The sequence below is a fragment of the Fibrobacter sp. UWH4 genome (assembly GCF_900142475.1).
Classification (GTDB): domain Bacteria; phylum Fibrobacterota; class Fibrobacteria; order Fibrobacterales; family Fibrobacteraceae; genus Fibrobacter.
Genome location: NZ_FRAY01000005.1, coordinates 85,919 through 102,212 on the forward strand (window position 1 = coordinate 85,919; position 16,294 = coordinate 102,212).

The 16,294-nt window shown below is 45.5% G+C and carries 8 protein-coding genes; all 8 read left to right on the top strand.

Annotated features, from left to right (window positions below; translation table 11 throughout):
- Nucleotides 1-3: 3 nt before the first annotated feature.
- The 8 genes from brxC (at nt 4) to BUA93_RS10255 (ending at nt 16,274) form a co-directional block, all read left to right on the top strand.
- Nucleotides 4-3,534: a BREX system P-loop protein BrxC gene (gene brxC, locus BUA93_RS10220; RefSeq protein ID WP_217650997.1), complete on the top strand. Its 3,531-nt coding sequence runs from the start codon at nt 4-6 to the stop codon at nt 3,532-3,534.
- 23 nt (nt 3,535-3,557) lie between these two features.
- Nucleotides 3,558-4,253, top strand: a complete 696-nt coding sequence (locus tag BUA93_RS10225) for an AAA family ATPase (RefSeq protein ID WP_072979072.1) — start codon at nt 3,558-3,560, stop codon at nt 4,251-4,253.
- The gene (locus tag BUA93_RS10230; protein WP_072979074.1) at nt 4,250-5,065 is read left to right on the top strand and encodes an AAA family ATPase; all 816 of its coding nucleotides are present in this window, start codon (nt 4,250-4,252) and stop codon (nt 5,063-5,065) included. Before BUA93_RS10225 ends, BUA93_RS10230 begins: the two co-directional genes overlap by 4 nt.
- Nucleotides 5,066-5,083: 18 nt before the next feature.
- The gene (pglX, locus tag BUA93_RS10235; RefSeq protein WP_072979076.1) at nt 5,084-8,602 is read left to right on the top strand and encodes a BREX-1 system adenine-specific DNA-methyltransferase PglX; all 3,519 of its coding nucleotides are present in this window, start codon (nt 5,084-5,086) and stop codon (nt 8,600-8,602) included.
- 9 nt (nt 8,603-8,611) lie between these two features.
- Complete coding sequence (locus BUA93_RS10240; RefSeq protein WP_072979078.1) at nt 8,612-10,213, top strand: AlbA family DNA-binding domain-containing protein; 1,602 nt, start codon at nt 8,612-8,614, stop codon at nt 10,211-10,213.
- Between the two features lie 185 nt (nt 10,214-10,398).
- A complete protein-coding gene (gene pglZ, locus BUA93_RS10245; protein WP_072979080.1) occupies nt 10,399-12,990 on the top strand; it encodes a BREX-1 system phosphatase PglZ type A in 2,592 nt (863 codons plus the stop codon).
- A gap of 11 nt (nt 12,991-13,001) precedes the next feature.
- Nucleotides 13,002-15,056, top strand: a complete 2,055-nt coding sequence (gene brxL, locus BUA93_RS10250) for a protease Lon-related BREX system protein BrxL (protein WP_072979082.1) — start codon at nt 13,002-13,004, stop codon at nt 15,054-15,056.
- 93 nt (nt 15,057-15,149) lie between these two features.
- On the top strand, nt 15,150-16,274 hold the full coding sequence (locus BUA93_RS10255) for a DUF3800 domain-containing protein (protein WP_072979084.1): 1,125 nt from the start codon (nt 15,150-15,152) through the stop codon (nt 16,272-16,274).
- Nucleotides 16,275-16,294: the final 20 nt, after the last annotated feature.

Genomic DNA, 16,294 nt, shown 5'->3' on the forward strand with positions numbered 1-16,294 from the left:
CTTATGGCGATGATTATCAGGGACATGTTCAGGGACAATATCAACCGAATCATTGGTGGTGTTGTCAAGGTTGGCGAAAAGACGGATGCAGTTCTTGCCCAGGAACTGGAAGAATACGTCGTGACCCGCGAACTCCGCAAGCATTTTGCCAAGTTCTTTGGGGCCTATGCCGATGCGTTTAACGAACCGACCGATAATATCGGCGTCTGGATATCGGGCTTTTTCGGTTCCGGTAAATCTCATTTCTTGAAAATGCTTTCGTTCATTCTTTCGAATGTCGAGTTTGGCGGCAAGAAGGCTGTAGATGTTTTCCGTAGCAAGTGGGAAGATCCGGCGTCGTTCATGGATATGGACAGGGCATCAAAGGCCCCTACCGACGCGATTCTTTTCAATATCGATGTCGAAGGCTTTACGAACAAGGACAGGACTGCCGTCTTGCGCGTTTTTGCCAAGATGTTCTACAGTTTCTTGGGCTTTTATGGCGAAGACTTGAAAGTTGCCCGCTTGGAACAATACATAGAATCCGAAGGCAAGACGCAGCAGTTCAAGGACACATTTGAAAAGATTGCAGGCAAGGATTGGGATTCTGCACGTAAGTCGGCTCTTGCGTTCAAGCGTAAGGCTGTTGCGCAAACGATGTCTCAGGTTCTTGGCATGTCCGAAGACGAAGCGTCAAAATGGGTGACCGACAAGACGGAAACGGAGCTCAGCATCGCTGCACTTGTCAAAGAAATCCAGGAATATGTTTCTCAAAAGCCCAAGGATTACCGCCTGCTCTTTATGGTCGATGAAGTCGGCCAGTATGTGGGCGCGGATACCGATTTGCTTTTGAACTTGCAATCGCTTGTCGAAGAAATCGGGAGCAAGTGCCAGGGCAAGGTTTGGGTGGTTTGCACCGGGCAAGAGGCGATTGACGAAATCATCAAGGCTCGCGAAAACGAATTCTCCCGAATCCAGGCGCGTTTCAAGACCCGTCTTTCGCTGTCGTCCAGTGCGGCAGACGAAGTCATTCAGGAACGTATCCTGAAAAAGACTCCCGAAGCGGCCGAAGCGTTGCGCTCTATTTACGAGACGAACGATTCTGTTTTGCGAAACCTGTTCTCGTTCAAGGATTGCGTGCTTGACATCAAGGGATTCACCGGGGCAGAAGATTTTGCGAGAAATTTCCCGTTTGTTCCATACCAATTCAGGCTTTTGCAGAAGGTCTTCGGTGAAATTCGCAAGCACGGGAATTCCGGCACCCACTTGGCTGGCGGCGAACGTTCGATGCTTTCGGGTTTCCAGGAGGCGGCTCAACGTATTCAGAAAGAAAACGAATTTGCACTTGCCCCGTTCTACCTGTTCTACGACACGGTTAGCAGCTTCTTGAATAGCGATATCCGTCGCGTGATAGAACGCTGCCAGGAAGCATCCGAAAAAGGCAATGGAATTGAGGCGCAAGATGTTGACGTTCTTAAGTTGCTATACCTTATCCGTTATGTAGATGACGTGAAGGCAAACCTCGATAACATTATCATCTTGATGGCGGATAACATCCAGCTTGATAAAATTACCAAGCGCGACGAGGTGCAAAAGAGCCTTGACCGCCTGCTTTCGCAGAACTACATCGGCCGCACGGGCGAGACCTATAACTTCCTCACGAACGAGGAACAGGATATCCAGCGAGAAATCAAGATGACTCCCGTGGATACTTCTGATGTCGTAGGCAAAATCGGTTCCATTATTTTCGACCAGATATACGACATCCGCAAGTTCCGCTACGGTAATGGCAAATACGATTTCGATTTCGACCGCTTTGTCGATAACCAGGCGATTTCGAACGGGTCCGGCGGCATGGTGTTGCAGATTCTGACCGCCGCGACCGATGTGCTTGAGAAGCGTGACAACATTTTGATGAGCTCGTCTAGCGGCAGGGCAGTGGTAGTGCTTGCCGATATCGACTACTACAACCGCCTTGAAAATGCGATAAAAATCCGCAAGTACATAAAGCAGCGCAACGTGACCCAGCTGCCAAAATCCATGCAGGATATTATCCGCAGCCAGAGCGACATTGCCGCAAGCCTTGAGCAGGAGGCGATGGAGTATATTTCGGAAGCGATTGAAAAGGCCGTTTTCTTTGTCGATGGCAACCGTATCGAATGCACCGGAGATGCCAAGAAAAAACTGAACCAGGCGCTCGATGTATTGGTCGGTCATGTTTATAGGCATCTTGGGCTGATTGAGCACAATTACGATTCCGATTTGGACTTGCTTTCTATTCTTGAAAACCCGACATTCGAAGGTTCTTGCCCTAACGCGGCGGCTGTGGCGAAGGTCGAGGAATTCCTCGAAATGAAGGACCGCCAGAAGATGACGGTCTCCATGGCAGATATTTTGCGTCAATATGGCGATAAGCCTTACGGTTGGCGTGAAATAGACATCGCAGCAATTGTTGCGACTCTGGTGTCTGCGCAGAAGGTGACAATTAAGTATGCGGGCAACACGGTGCAGCCCGACGAACTTGCTCAAAAGCTGGACCTGCTTCACCGCAAGAGCGAAGTAGGCAAGACCGTTGTGAGCAAGCGCATTTCAGTATCGGGCGTGAAAATCAAGAATGCCGTTGCTTTTTTGCGCGATTATATGCATGCCATGTCGGTCCCGAACGACGAAGATGGGCTCGTGAAGTTCATCATAGACAATATCGACCTCAAGAAAAATTTGTACGACCGCTATAAAGACCGCTACATCGGCCATAATTACCCTGATCGGGGCGTTGTGAGCAAGGCTTGCGATTTGATGGAAGATATCCTTTCGCAAAAGTCCGACAACATCGCGCTGGTAGATTGTCTCCTGAAAAAACAGGAAGAGTTGCTGGACTCCCGCGAAAACATGGAGAAGGTCGTCAACTTCTTCAATAGCCAGGTGTCGGTGTTCGATTCCGCGGTCAAGGTTGCAGATGACCTGAAAGACGATGCGGACTACATCGCCGAAAATGCGGATGCCCGCCACGCCATGGAAGAACTCAAGTCCATTATTGAAATTCCGGCAAGCGGCCCCTATGCATACGGGCGCATTCCCGAACTGAACGAACTGATATCTCGCATAAAGACGGCCCATAGCGAAATGCTCAAGGCAAAACGTATGGCCGTGCTCAACACCATTGCCGAAAATGCGAAACTGATTGATGACGCTGCCCAGGGCAATAGCAAGGTGGCACACCTTGTAAGCGAGGCGAAAATATTCCTGGATGCTCGCAAGCAAAAGGTGGAAACCCTCAAGAATCTAGCCTTGATTGACTCCCTGATTCCCCAGATTACATCGCGTGTGGATGATTACCGTTTGCGGATTGAAGAGGCTTTGAAACCCGCTGCAGCCCCCACGACGGAAGGCGGAGAACCGCTGAAACCCGCAAAAAAATATGTGCGAGTGTCCCGCCAGCAGGTGTTCCGCCCCAAGCGACTCGAAAGCGAAAGCGAAATCGATGCCTACGTGGCCGAAATCCGCAAAAAGATGCTCGAATTGCTGAAAGGCAACGATGGAATTGAATTGAACTAAAAATATTTAATATAGGTCCTATAATGAAAAGTAAAGATTTGCCTCAGCCCAAAAAGAAAGGAAGCGTTGTAACACAGCCAGTACGCGGGCCAAGACTCTTATATCGTAATGTTTCTTTGGATATAGAAAGTCTTAAGGGAATAAAAAAGGCTAAAATAGATTTGACATCAAGATTGACCGCGATTATGGGAGTGAATGGTGCAGGCAAAACCACCGTCATACATGCTTTAGCTTGCCTTTATAGTCCTGTAGATGAGAAGGGAACTAATTACAGATTTATGAACTTTTTCATTCCGACAACGGATGCTACATGGCAGGGTAGCAAGTTGACATTACACTATGAGAGTAAAAGGCCTGGAGATGGAGCCCAATGGGTTGCAGAAAGTAAAGAATACAAAAAAGAAGCAGACCGGTGGACAAGATATGAAGGCCGTCCAAAGAGAAATGTGACCTATTTGGGAATAAATACGTGCTTGCCTGAAATTGAATGTACAGAGACGAATTGTACAATCAATTATACTTCTACTAAAAAAACAGAACCGAAGGATGCTAAGGTTGTTGAAACTGCAAGCTATATTTTGGGCAAACCATACATTGCGTTAACAAGCAACACTACTCTTAAAAAGCATAAAGAATTAATGGGGGTTGAGACTTCTAGTGGTTTGAAATACTCTTCTTTAAGCATGGGAACGGGAGAACAGCGAATAAAGGGTCTATGATTCTTATAGATGAAGTGGACCTTCTTTTGCATGTAACAGCTCTCAAGCGATTAATCGTCAAATTAAATGAAATTGCTGAGTCAAGAGACTTGCAAATCGTATTTACCACTCACTCTCCTGAAATATTGAAGTTTGACTTTGTTAAGGTTCAGTATTTATCGCAATCGCCGAATGGGAAAAAAACTAATGTCTATGATCGAGTGAGCTATGATTTAATGACGGAATTACTCGATGAAAAAAATCGACCTTTAAAAATATATGTAGAAGACACTTATTCGAAATGTATTGTTAGTGCGGTTGCATCATCATTAAATATAAAGAAAAAAGTTGATATCGTATCGTTTGGTTCAATACAGAATGCTTTTACAATAGCTTGTTCTAAAATAATGGAAGAATGCGACGTGGAAAATACGATATTTCTTTTGGATGGTGATGTTTTGCGAAAAAAAGATGAAAAAATGATTTTTATTAAGGAAAGAATGACTGGGAACGAGCCCTATCGAAAGGATATGCAAAACAGAGCTTTGAATCTGTTTGTGCAATATGATTTGCCCGAAGGTGTTGGACCAGAGAAATTCCTACATGATTTGGTTGTTAAGTGCGGAAATAAAAAATCAGAACTTACTAAGATTGCATCAAAAATTGTTGCTGTCGGAGAAAAGCACCAATGGATAAATTCCATCATTGAGGAAATAGGTTCGCCAGAAGAAGTTGTTGTGCCTCAATTAATTGGGATGGTTGCTAAATCTAGAGAGTGGAAAAAATATGTTAAACCTATTGCAGATTGGTTGTCTTCAAGAAAATCTGTTTAAATAGGAATGGTTATAATCATGGACAAGAACGCTATTAAGAATTACGCTATTTGGGCTCGTAACGAACTGATTGCACGCGTGAACCAGAAGGCCTTGCAGTATGGCATCGAGAACGGTTCCGTGGGCGACCCGAACGCGAGCACGGTGAACGGGCGCGTGCTTACGAATGTCGAAAAGCAACAGCGTTCTGCCCTGATTCAGAAAATCCGCAGCGAGAGTTTTGAGCAGGTGATAGAAGAAGTGGCCTACACCTGGTTCAACCGCTTTTGCGCGCTCCGCTTTATGGAGGTGAACGACTACCTGCCGAGCCATGTTCGCGTGTTCAGCGACGATGCCGGAGCCTTCAAGCCGCAGATTATGGCCGAAGCCATCAACTTGGAGATGGACGGGCTCGACATGCAGAAGGTCTATGCGTTCAAGGAAAACGACCAGGACGGCGAACTCTTCAAGTACCTGGTGATTACGCAGTGCAACGCGCTGAACAAGCTGTTGCTGGGCATGTTCCAGAGGATTGCGGACTACACGGAACTCCTTTTCCCAGATTACCTGCTGGAACCGAACAGTGCCGTGGGCAGGCTCGTGAACGACATTCCCGAAGAGGACTGGAAAGATGCCGTGCAGATTATCGGTTGGCTTTACCAGTATTACAACACGGAACCCAAGGCGAAAGTATTCAAGGATCTTGACGATAACATCAAGATTACCAAGGAAAAAATACCTGCGGCAACGCAGCTTTTTACGCCGGACTGGATTGTTCGATATATGGTGGAAAATAGCCTGGGTCGCCTGTGGCTTGAAGGGCACCCCCAGCATGCAAACTTGCTCAAGCCCAAGTGGAAATATTATTTGGACGAGGCCGAACAGGAAGATTCTGTAAAAGAAGAACTTGCAAAAATTCGCGAAGAATATGCGAAGGTAAAGCCGCAGGATTTACGTTGCATTGACCCTTGCGAAGGGAGCGGCCACATCGTTGTTTATATGTTCGATGTGCTGGTGCAGATTTACATGGCGTATGGCTACACGGCGACCGATGCGGTGGCAAGCATCGTGAAGAACAACCTTTATGGTTTGGATATCGATGACCGTGCGGCACAGCTGGCCTACTTTGCCGTGATGATGAAGGCAAGGCAATACGACAGTCGATTCTTGAATCGCGGAATCCAACCGCATATCTATTCCATCATGGAGAGCAACGGGTTTGACCGTAACTTGGTGGAGTATTTCGAGAACGGCGACGAAAAGTTGAAGAAGGCGATGGACCGTTTGGTAAGCGAGTTGCACGATGCCAAGGAATACGGTTCCATATTGAATGTGACCAACGTGGATTTTGAGGCTCTCTATGCCCGATTCGAAGAAATCAGGACGGATGCGAGCATCTACCAGTTGCCTGCCATCAACACGCTTTTGCCCTTTGTGCAGATTGCACAGACCATGGCCCAGAAATACGATGTGGTGGTGACCAACCCGCCGTATAGAGCAGTTTGTGATTGTAGTGATAAATTACAAAACCTTGCGAGAGAAATTTATCCCGATAGTAAGAATGATTTAAGCACAATCTGCATGGAAAAGACTTTGGATATGTGCAAGCAATATGGTTTTATGTCGATGATAAACATTCCTGTATGGATGTCGAAAAGTAGTTTTGAAAATCTACGTTATAAACTACTTAGTAATCATTCATTTATTAATATGTTGCATTGTGGACGAGGGGTTTTTGGGTCTGATTTTGGTACAACAGCTTTTACTATTGCCAAAAAACATACCTATATGTATTGTGCGTCGTTTAGGCGACTTTTTGAACAAATGGGTGATGTTGACTCAATTGATCAAAAGGAATCTTGGTATTTGTCTGGTTTTGGGAGTTTTGTAGCTTATCCAGATAAATTTTTAAGCATAGCTAGCTATCCGATTGCTTATTGGGTAAGTGATAGGTTTTTGACTATTTTGCATGACGAACATCCGCTAAGTTTTTATGCTGCACCTCGAAAAGGCTTGACTACGGGTGATAATGATACATATGTAAGACTTTGGTATGAAATTCCCTTTAATAAAATGGGATTAAATGGTGACCGAACGAAAAAATGGTATCCTATGACGAAGGGGGGGGATTTTAGAAGATGGTATGGAAATAATGATTATGTTGTAAATTGGGAATACGATGGTGCATCAATAAAAAACTTTAAAGATAAAAATGGAAAACTTCGTTCAAGACCTCAGAATACTCAATTTTACTTCCATGAGGGAATTTCTTGGAACGATACGACTGCTACTGGTAAAATAGCTTTTCGATATCAGTCTGCGGATTTTATGCCTAATGCTTCTGGGCCTTGTGTGTATGCAGAAACGGGATTATTTTATCTTTTTGGTTTGTTAAATTCTAAAGTATCTCAAAAGCTTCTTGAAATTCTAGCTCCTAATATGAAATTTGAAGTGGGACAAATGGCTCTTGTTCCTATCATTAATAGGGAAAATGAAGATGTAGTGAGTATTGCTAAAGAATTGAAAGAGCTTGCAAAATCCGATTGGGATTCCTTCGAAACTTCCTGGGATTTCAAGAAACATCCGCTAGTTCCGTCTAGGGATGATATCGCAGAAGCTGCCAAATCTCAGTTTGCCTCTGATCGACTTGCCAAGCTGGGTTCCATTCAATGGAACTATGAGCGGTGGGAAAATGAATGCGAAACTCGTTTCAACACGCTCAAGGCCAACGAAGAAGAACTCAACCGCATCTTTATCGACATCTACGGCCTGCAAGACGAGCTTACCCCCGATGTCGAAGACAAGGACGTGACCGTCCGCAAGGCCGACCTTGAACGCGATATCAAGAGCCTTATCAGTTATGCCGTGGGCTGCATGTTCGGCCGCTACAGCCTCGACGTTCCTGGCCTTGCCTACGCCGGCGGCGACTGGGACGCCACCAAGTACAAGACCTTCGAGGCCGATGCAGACAACATCATCCCGATATGCGACGATGAATACTTCGAAGACGACATCGTCGGGCGTTTCATCGAGTTCGTCAAGGTCGTCTATGGCGAATCTACACTAGAAGATAACTTGCAGTTCATCGCGAACGCCCTGGGCGGCAAGGGGTCTTCCCGTGAAATCATCCGCAAGTACTTTTTGGACGACTTTTTCAAGGACCACTGCAACACCTACCAGGTTACGGGTTCGGGCAAGCGCCCCATCTACTGGCTGTTCGACAGCGGCAAAAAGAACGGCTTCAAGTGCCTTGTGTATATGCACCGCTACAGGCCCGATACTATCGCCCGTATCCGCACCGACTATGTTCACGAACAGCAGAGCCGCTACGACACCGCCATCGAGGGCATCAATTCGCGCCTGAACGAGGTCATCAGTTCTAACGAACAGGTACGCCTCAAAAAGCAACTTGCCAAGCTGGCAGGCCAAAAAGAAGAAATCCACACCTACGAAGAAAAAATCCACCACCTCGCCGACCAGATGATATCCATCGACCTCGACGACGGAGTAAAGGTAAACTACGCCAAGTTCAAGGACGTTCTGGGCAAAATTAAGTAGGTTTGTTGTATGGCATTACCAATAGATGTAGAAGATTTGTTGAACCGTCGGAAAATTGAGGGCCCCCGTGTAGAATTTAAGGCGGGTTGGAATCCTGATACAATTTATCATTCTATTTGCGCCTTTGCCAATGATTTGGATAATCTTGGCGGTGGATATATATTGGTCGGCGTTGAAGAGGAAAATGGCGTTGCAAAGAGACCTGTATTGGGCATTTCCGAGGATAGATTGGACTCTATTCAAAAGGAAATGGTTGGTTATAATAATAAATTTAATCCCTATTATTTGCCTCGCATTTCTGTTGAAGAAGTTGATGATAAATATGTTCTTGCAATATGGGTGCCATCGGGAGCAAATAGGCCGTATGAAATTCCTACGAATGTAACTGTAAGTAAAGGGTGCCCAAAGGCATTTTATGTTCGATCAGGAACAAGTTCTATTGAGGCTAAAGGTGAAGTCCTAGTAGAACTAAGGGATATGGCCAGTCGCATTCCCTTTGACGAACGGGGTAATGCAAATATAACTGTTTCCGATATTTCGCCAGTTCTTGTATATGACTATCTTCGCAAAGTGAATAGTAAACTTGGTGCTACTTTTGAATCTGCCAAAATGAATGAGGTTCTGGAACAGATGAACCTTTTTGATGGCCCTGTAGAAAATCGAACCATCAAAAATGTTGCGGCCATGATGTTTTGTGAAAAACCCCAGAAATTTTTCCCTGTTTCAAGAGTTGAAATAGTGATTTTCCCTAATGGTCGCGAAGATGATCCCGACACTATCATTGAACTCCCTCCGATTGAAGGTCCTGTACCCAAGATGATTCAGGACTCCTTGGCTTATCTCAAAACAAATGTGGTCAAGGAGGCTGTAGTCAAACAAAAAGATAGCGAACTTTCTCTCCGGTATTTTAATTATCCTTATCAGGCTTTGGAAGAAGCTGTAGTTAATGCTCTTTATCATCGAGACTATCAAGAGCGTGAACCTGTCGAAATTACGATAGAGCCGGATAAAATCAGTATTTTGAGTCATTCTGGACCGGATAGGTCTATTTCAAAAGAAGCGATTCTTGAGGCCAAAGTTCTCCGGTCCAGAAGGTATCGAAATCGAAGACTCGGTGAATTCCTCAAGGAACTGGATTTGACAGAAGGGCGTGCCACGGGAATTCCTACGATACAGAAGGTTTTGTCTGTTAATGGTTCGGCAAAAGCCAAAATAGAAACGGATGAGGAACGTTCCTATTTCTTGATAGACATTCCGTGTCATCCGGAGTTTTATAAGGCCTATCTGTTGGATAAGAATCGCTTTACCCGCGAGCGTTTGCAGACGTGCTTGAAAAATTACATTTTGAGTGATAAAGGTTCCATAGAAGATATTGCTGGTATGGTTGATGTGATTTATGCCATGGAAGGGCCTCAACCAATATCAAATTTGATGCATGCCGCTCACGAATCCAACAGAAGCCGTTTTAGAAAAAAACTGCTTTCTCCGCTACTCTCTTTGGGCTTGATTGAAATGACTATTCCTGATAAGCCGAATAGCCGATATCAACAGTACAAAGTGAAGGACTCAACTTATGAATTGCTGGCTCGCTTTGAAAAGGTTGATAAGTAGCTGTCCCAAGTCGTGTCCCAAGTTAATCTTATTTGACGGTTATTTGATAGAAAGGCTCAAAAAAATGAAAAAATGGCGAAATTTGCATAAAAACGGCACTTTTTTATTTGATGGTTATTTGATAGAAGGCTAAATTCGACCGATTTGTCCCAAGTTGTGTCCCAAGTTAAATTTAGAGTTTAAATATGGATATTGAACAGATTGTACAGGAACTGAAGAAGAAGTTCGCCCAGCCTCTGCCGGAATTTTACCGCCGGCGTATTGTTGTGTGGTACGATGCCGACCGTGAGTTCGAAAATGATGTTGATGGCTTGTCGCTGGATGCTGTCCGCGTAATCAAGCTTACCGGCAGCAACAACTTCGAGGTCAAGAAGATTATTGCCGTCGATGATACGGAAGGCGATATCCTGCTGTACAATCCGATTACATACGAACGCCCGGATGACAACTGGCTCATGGATGTGGAGCTTTATAGCGAAGAATTCCGTGCGGACATGGTTTCGATATGGATGGAAGAGCTGCATATCGAAGATTCGCCGAACTTGCGCGAAATCGTCAAGCGTTACCGCAAGTTCTTTGCTGCCAAGGAACGCCGCGAGCGAGTGTCTAAGCTCAAGGTCAAGCTCAATTCTTCGGGACAGATTATCCTTGCCATTATAGCCGCTTTAGGCAATATGGATTCCTGCAATGCCAAGAATATCTTCCGAAAGGTCCTGATTGCGGGCCTCGACACCGCGAACAATGCGTTCTATGCGGATTTGGTCAAGCTTGGTGCGGAAGCTGACTTTGCGCGGATAGCAAATAGTGCGGGCTACGGCGAAACGGAAATGGATTTACGCCATCTGGCGACGCAACTGTTGCTCACTGCGGCAAGCCACGTTTTGAGGGCCGAAAATATGGCTGGGCTGGAGCAGTATATTTCGGAGGCGCACCAGCAGCTTTGCCACGAGATTGTGACGGAGTGGATGCATTCGGATGATGTCGATTCGTTGAAGATTATCGCCGGCGAGATAGAAAAAGATGTTAAGCTTACCGAAGTTCTCCGGAAACTCGATATAAGCGACTTGCTGCGTGTCGAGTGCCTCCCGTGTGTAAACGAGGTTGTCCTCGGCAAGCTGATGGCCGATATTGCTGACAGCAACATTGATTCTGAACTTATTCGTCGTACGGTAGAAACCAGGCGGACACTGACTTGGTTTGACGAGTGGGAACCGATGTACGAAGCTCTGTTCCAGGTGGCGAATATGCAGGACTTTTACATGGCGCACTGTTCGGACGGTTTCCATGTCGTAGAGCCCAAGGCCATCTGGGAGGCCTATACCAGTGAATACTATAAGATGGATGCGTGTTACCGCCAATTCATGGCGAGTTATGCGAAATATTCCTACAATGCTGAATTGGATGACTTGTTCAAGCGTGTCGCGACACTTGTCGAAAACTTGTACAAGAACTGGTTCCTGGGTGAGCTGGGGACTAACTGGAGCAATTCTGCGGCGGAACAGCTGCAAAAGCTTGGCTACATTGACGGCATTGAAAGGCAGAGCGATTTTTACGACCGATATGTCTCCCCGGCAAAGAATCGCGTGTTTGTGATTGTTTCTGATGCGCTCCGTTACGGTGTTGCGACTTCTCTCGAAGAATCCTTGAAAAAAGAGGCTCTGTGCCAAGTGAAATTGCACAGTATGCAGGCGGTATTCCCGACCATTACCAAGTTCGGTATGGCGGCATTGCTCCCGCATAAAAAGCTTTCTGTAGAACTCAAGGGAAACGACAAGACCGAGCGGTTGGTCGTGCTTGCCGACGGCATGGCGACAGATGCCGGGAACAGGGAAGCCGTCTTGAAGGCGACGAACCCGAAGAGCGTAGCTATCAAGGCTAGTGAATTCAAGAGCCTAAAGCGCGAAGAATTGACTCCGAGATTAAATGGCATGGATGTCGTGTATATCTATCACGATACCATAGACGAAGCTGGGCATAAGGGCGATGTCTTTACGGCTTGTGATACTGCGGTCCGCGAAATCATGGACCTGATGAAGCGTGTAATTAACATGTTCCGTGCGCCCAACGTGTATGTTACGGCGGACCACGGGTTCCTTTATACAAGGGACGCTCTGACAGAAGACGAAAAGGTGGACAAGACCACCGACAGTTCCCAAGATATTGAATATGGCCGCCGCTATGCCATTATGCAGAAGGGTTCCACGCCGGAATACCTGATGCCGGTGAAATTCCTTTACAACGAGGAAATGGATGCGTTTGCTCCGCGCGAAAATACACGAATCAAGATGCGTGGCAACGACGGGAATTTTGTCCATGGCGGCATAAGCCTGCAAGAAATGGTCGTGCCGGTGGTGGAATGCTATTTCCTCCGTGGCGACAACAAGGAACTCTTGCAGAACCGCTCCAAGTACGAAACAAAGCCCGTGACAATAGGATTGCTTTCCACGGGCCGCAAGGTGAGCAACCTTATTTTCAATCTGGACTTCTTCCAGGAAACGCTTGTTTCGGATAATCGCGAGAAGGCCGAATACCAAGTGTATTTTACCGATGAAATCGGCAACAAGATTTGTGAGCCGAGACGCATTATTGCAGACAAGAAGACCGAAGAAGACAAGCAGAAACCGTTCAAGATTAGGTTCAACCTGAAGCAGGGGAAATACAGCAATACGGATGTTTATTACTTGGTCATTGCTGACGATAGCGGACTGGAAATCAATAAAATTGCATTCCAGATAGACATTCCTTTTGCAACGGACGACTTCAACTTTTTTGCATAGCGGGCTGATGTATGGAAAACGAAATGAATGACGAACGTGAAACCATAAAGGCGAAACTCCGCGAGAATTTCGCAGGGAAGATTGTCCGCAAGGACCTGACAAAAAAAATAAAGGAAGGTGCGAACGTCCCGGTTTACGTGCTGGAATTTCTTCTGGGCCAGTACTGCAGTTCCGATGACGAATCGGTGATTGAACAGGGCGTGCAGCAGGTCAAGAAAATCCTCTCCGATAATTTTGTTCGTCCCGACGAATCGCAGAAGATTCTTTCCCTTCTCCGTACAAAAGGGTCCTACACCGTCATCGACAAGATTTCTGTCGCGTTGAATACTCGTGATGACCGCTACCATTCCGAATTTTCGAACCTCGGGTTGCGCGACATCATAATGCCGGATGAATACCCGCAAAAGTATGATCGCTTACTTTGCGGCGGTATTTGGTGTATTGTTCAGTTGGAATATGAATTTATTGAAGAAGAGCGTGGCGAATCTCCCATTCATGTCCGTAAACTGACGCCTATCCAGATGCCGAGCGTCGATATCGGCGAACTCAAGAATGGCCGCAAGGCGTTTACCAAGGAAGAGTGGATAGACGTAATGCTCCGTTCTACCGGAATGGAACCCGATTCATTGAAACCGCGTGAAAAGTGGCTCCTGATGGCGCGAATGATTCCGCTTGTCGAAAACAACTACAACCTTTGCGAATTGGGCCCGCGAAGTACAGGCAAGAGCCATATCTACAAGGAAATTTCGCCGAACAGTATTCTTGTTTCTGGCGGCCAGACGACTGTCGCAAATTTGTTCTACAACATGGGCCGAAAGACGGTAGGGCTTGTCGGCTTGTGGGATTGCGTCGCCTTTGATGAAGTTGCTGGAATCAACTTCAAGGATAAAGACGGCGTCCAGATAATGAAGGACTACATGGCATCGGGTTCTTTCGCTCGCGGCAAGGAAGAAAAGGCCGCGAGTGCGTCCATGGTTTTTGTGGGGAATATCAACCAGAGTGTAGATGTCTTGCTCAAAACTTCTAGCTTGTTTGATCCGTTCCCGCCCGAGATGGGAACGGATACGGCGTTCCTCGACAGAATCCATTGCTATATTCCCGGCTGGGAAATCCCGAAGTTCCGTCCTGAGCATTTTACGGGCGATTACGGCTTTATTACCGATTACCTCGCAGCATTTGTGCGAGAATTGCGCAAGGAACAATACAGCGATGCGTTAGACCGTTATTTCCATCTAGGCAAAAATCTGAACCAGCGCGATACTATCGCCGTCCGCAGAACCGTGGATGGGTTAATCAAGCTAGTTTATCCGAACGGCGAATTCGAAAAAAGCGATGTCGAAGAAATCCTCAAGTTTGCCTTGGAAATGCGCAGGCGCGTCAAGGAACAACTCAAGAAATTGGGCGGCATGGAATTCTATGACGTGAATTTCTCGTACATCGACAACGAAACATTTGAAGAGCATTACGTCTCAGTCCCGGAACAGGGCGGAGGCAAACTCATTCCCGATGGCGTATGCAGCCCAGGGCAGGTCTATACCATAAGCCAAGGAAAGTCTGGAATGATTGGCGTTTTCCGCCTGGAAAGCCAAATGCTTCCCGGCAATGGCAAATTCGACCGCACAGGACTTGGAAGCGATCGCGATGCCAAGGAATCGTCGGCAGCGGCTTTCAATTTCTTAAAGGCCAACGGGAATCGAATAAGCGGTTCCATCAGCACGACAACCAAGGACTACATTATCAACTATCAGGATTTGCAGGGTATCGGCATGACGGCTACTTTGGCTCTGTCGTCATTGGTTGCGCTCTGCTCTATTGCACTGGATAAGCCGACTTTGGGCTCGCTCGCCGTGCTTGGTGATATCAGCATGAGCGGCACGCTGATGAAAGTTGAAAACTTGGCGAACGCCTTGCAGGTATGCCTCGATAGCGGAGCAAAGAAAGTGTTGCTGCCCATTACATCTGCACCCGACTTGGGAAGCGTGCCGTCTGAACTCATCGGAAGTTTCAACCTCATTTTCTACAACTCCGCCGAAGATGCCGTGTTTAAGGCTCTGGGCGTGGAGTGAAAAGTTATTCTTTTCTTACTTTGTAGCAAATGCAGGTAAAATAAGTTATTTTACCTGCGTTATTGTATATGAATTAGAAAAAAGGAATGGAAAATGTCTATAGAAGAGTTTGTTAAACTGAGAGAAGCCGAAGCAGCAATTCACCGAGTAAAGCCCTGCAATGAAAAATGGGAATTTTATTATGATGAAACAGGGAATTGTCGGAAGTTTCGTCTAAAAGAAGGTGGAAATTTCAATAATCGCGAGGCACTGAGTCATTATTTTATTTTAGGTGGGCTGGTATTTGATTCTAAAGATGATGCGTTGAACTGTAATCCACAAGCTTTGATAAGTTCTTTGGGGTTGCAAGCGAATGTCGCAGAACTGAAGTCACATCATCTTTGCCCGACGGATTGGGATTTTGAACATTTTATTAGGCAAGATAAAGTCACGAAGATTATTCGGTGGATTTGCAACTCAAAAGCGAACATACAGTATTCTATAGAGAATAATTTGTATTTTGCTCTTGTTGATATTGTTGATTCTCTGAATAAACCAGAAATGGGCGAAACGCTTTTCTCTTTAAAAGATGCTTTATATAGAGCCGCGAACGCGCACTTAGATGATTTTGCTTTATTTTTATCAAATTATGGATTCCCTGATATAGTTCAGACGGAGGATTTTTGGCTAGATTTGACTTATACTCTTGATGATATAGCGCGGGAAGATAACACTTTTGGAGATGATTCTTGGTTCAGCATTTTAAGGAATATGGTAAAAGACAATGCGAGACATCCCGCACAGCAAGAAAATATTCTCATTACGGACAATAAAAAATTTGAATTGCAAGACACGTATGTTCCTTTCTATATGAGACCTTGTTATACATTTCTTTATGCACATCACAATTTTGATGAAGAAAAACAAATTATTCCGCAGATGTCTGGACTTGCTTTAGATAATTATTGCTTCGTCGATTCTGTAAATGAGCCTTTAATTCAAATTTCGGATTGCTTCGTTTCGATTTTGTCCAAAATTCTATTTTTCTTTGATTCAAAAACTCTAAATGAGATTGAAGAATACTCAAAAAATATGGATGCAACTTCGAAGCAAAATTTCAAAACGATGTATTCATTAATTGTTCGAGCAGACGCAAAGCATAAGTTTCTAATTCATAATGTAAATGCAATTTCGGTTCTTGCCGACCATGAAAAGAAATGGAATATTGTGGTAAGTTAAGCGAATTTAATGTAAGATTA

Coding starts and splice junctions, on each gene's coding strand:
- brxC (WP_217650997.1), top strand. CDS start 4: ATGGCGATGATTATCAGGGACATGTTCAGGGACAATATCAACCGAATC.
- BUA93_RS10225 (WP_072979072.1), top strand. CDS start 3,558: ATGAAAAGTAAAGATTTGCCTCAGCCCAAAAAGAAAGGAAGCGTTGTA.
- BUA93_RS10230 (WP_072979074.1), top strand. CDS start 4,250: ATGATTCTTATAGATGAAGTGGACCTTCTTTTGCATGTAACAGCTCTC.
- pglX (WP_072979076.1), top strand. CDS start 5,084: ATGGACAAGAACGCTATTAAGAATTACGCTATTTGGGCTCGTAACGAA.
- BUA93_RS10240 (WP_072979078.1), top strand. CDS start 8,612: ATGGCATTACCAATAGATGTAGAAGATTTGTTGAACCGTCGGAAAATT.
- pglZ (WP_072979080.1), top strand. CDS start 10,399: ATGGATATTGAACAGATTGTACAGGAACTGAAGAAGAAGTTCGCCCAG.
- brxL (WP_072979082.1), top strand. CDS start 13,002: ATGGAAAACGAAATGAATGACGAACGTGAAACCATAAAGGCGAAACTC.
- BUA93_RS10255 (WP_072979084.1), top strand. CDS start 15,150: ATGTCTATAGAAGAGTTTGTTAAACTGAGAGAAGCCGAAGCAGCAATT.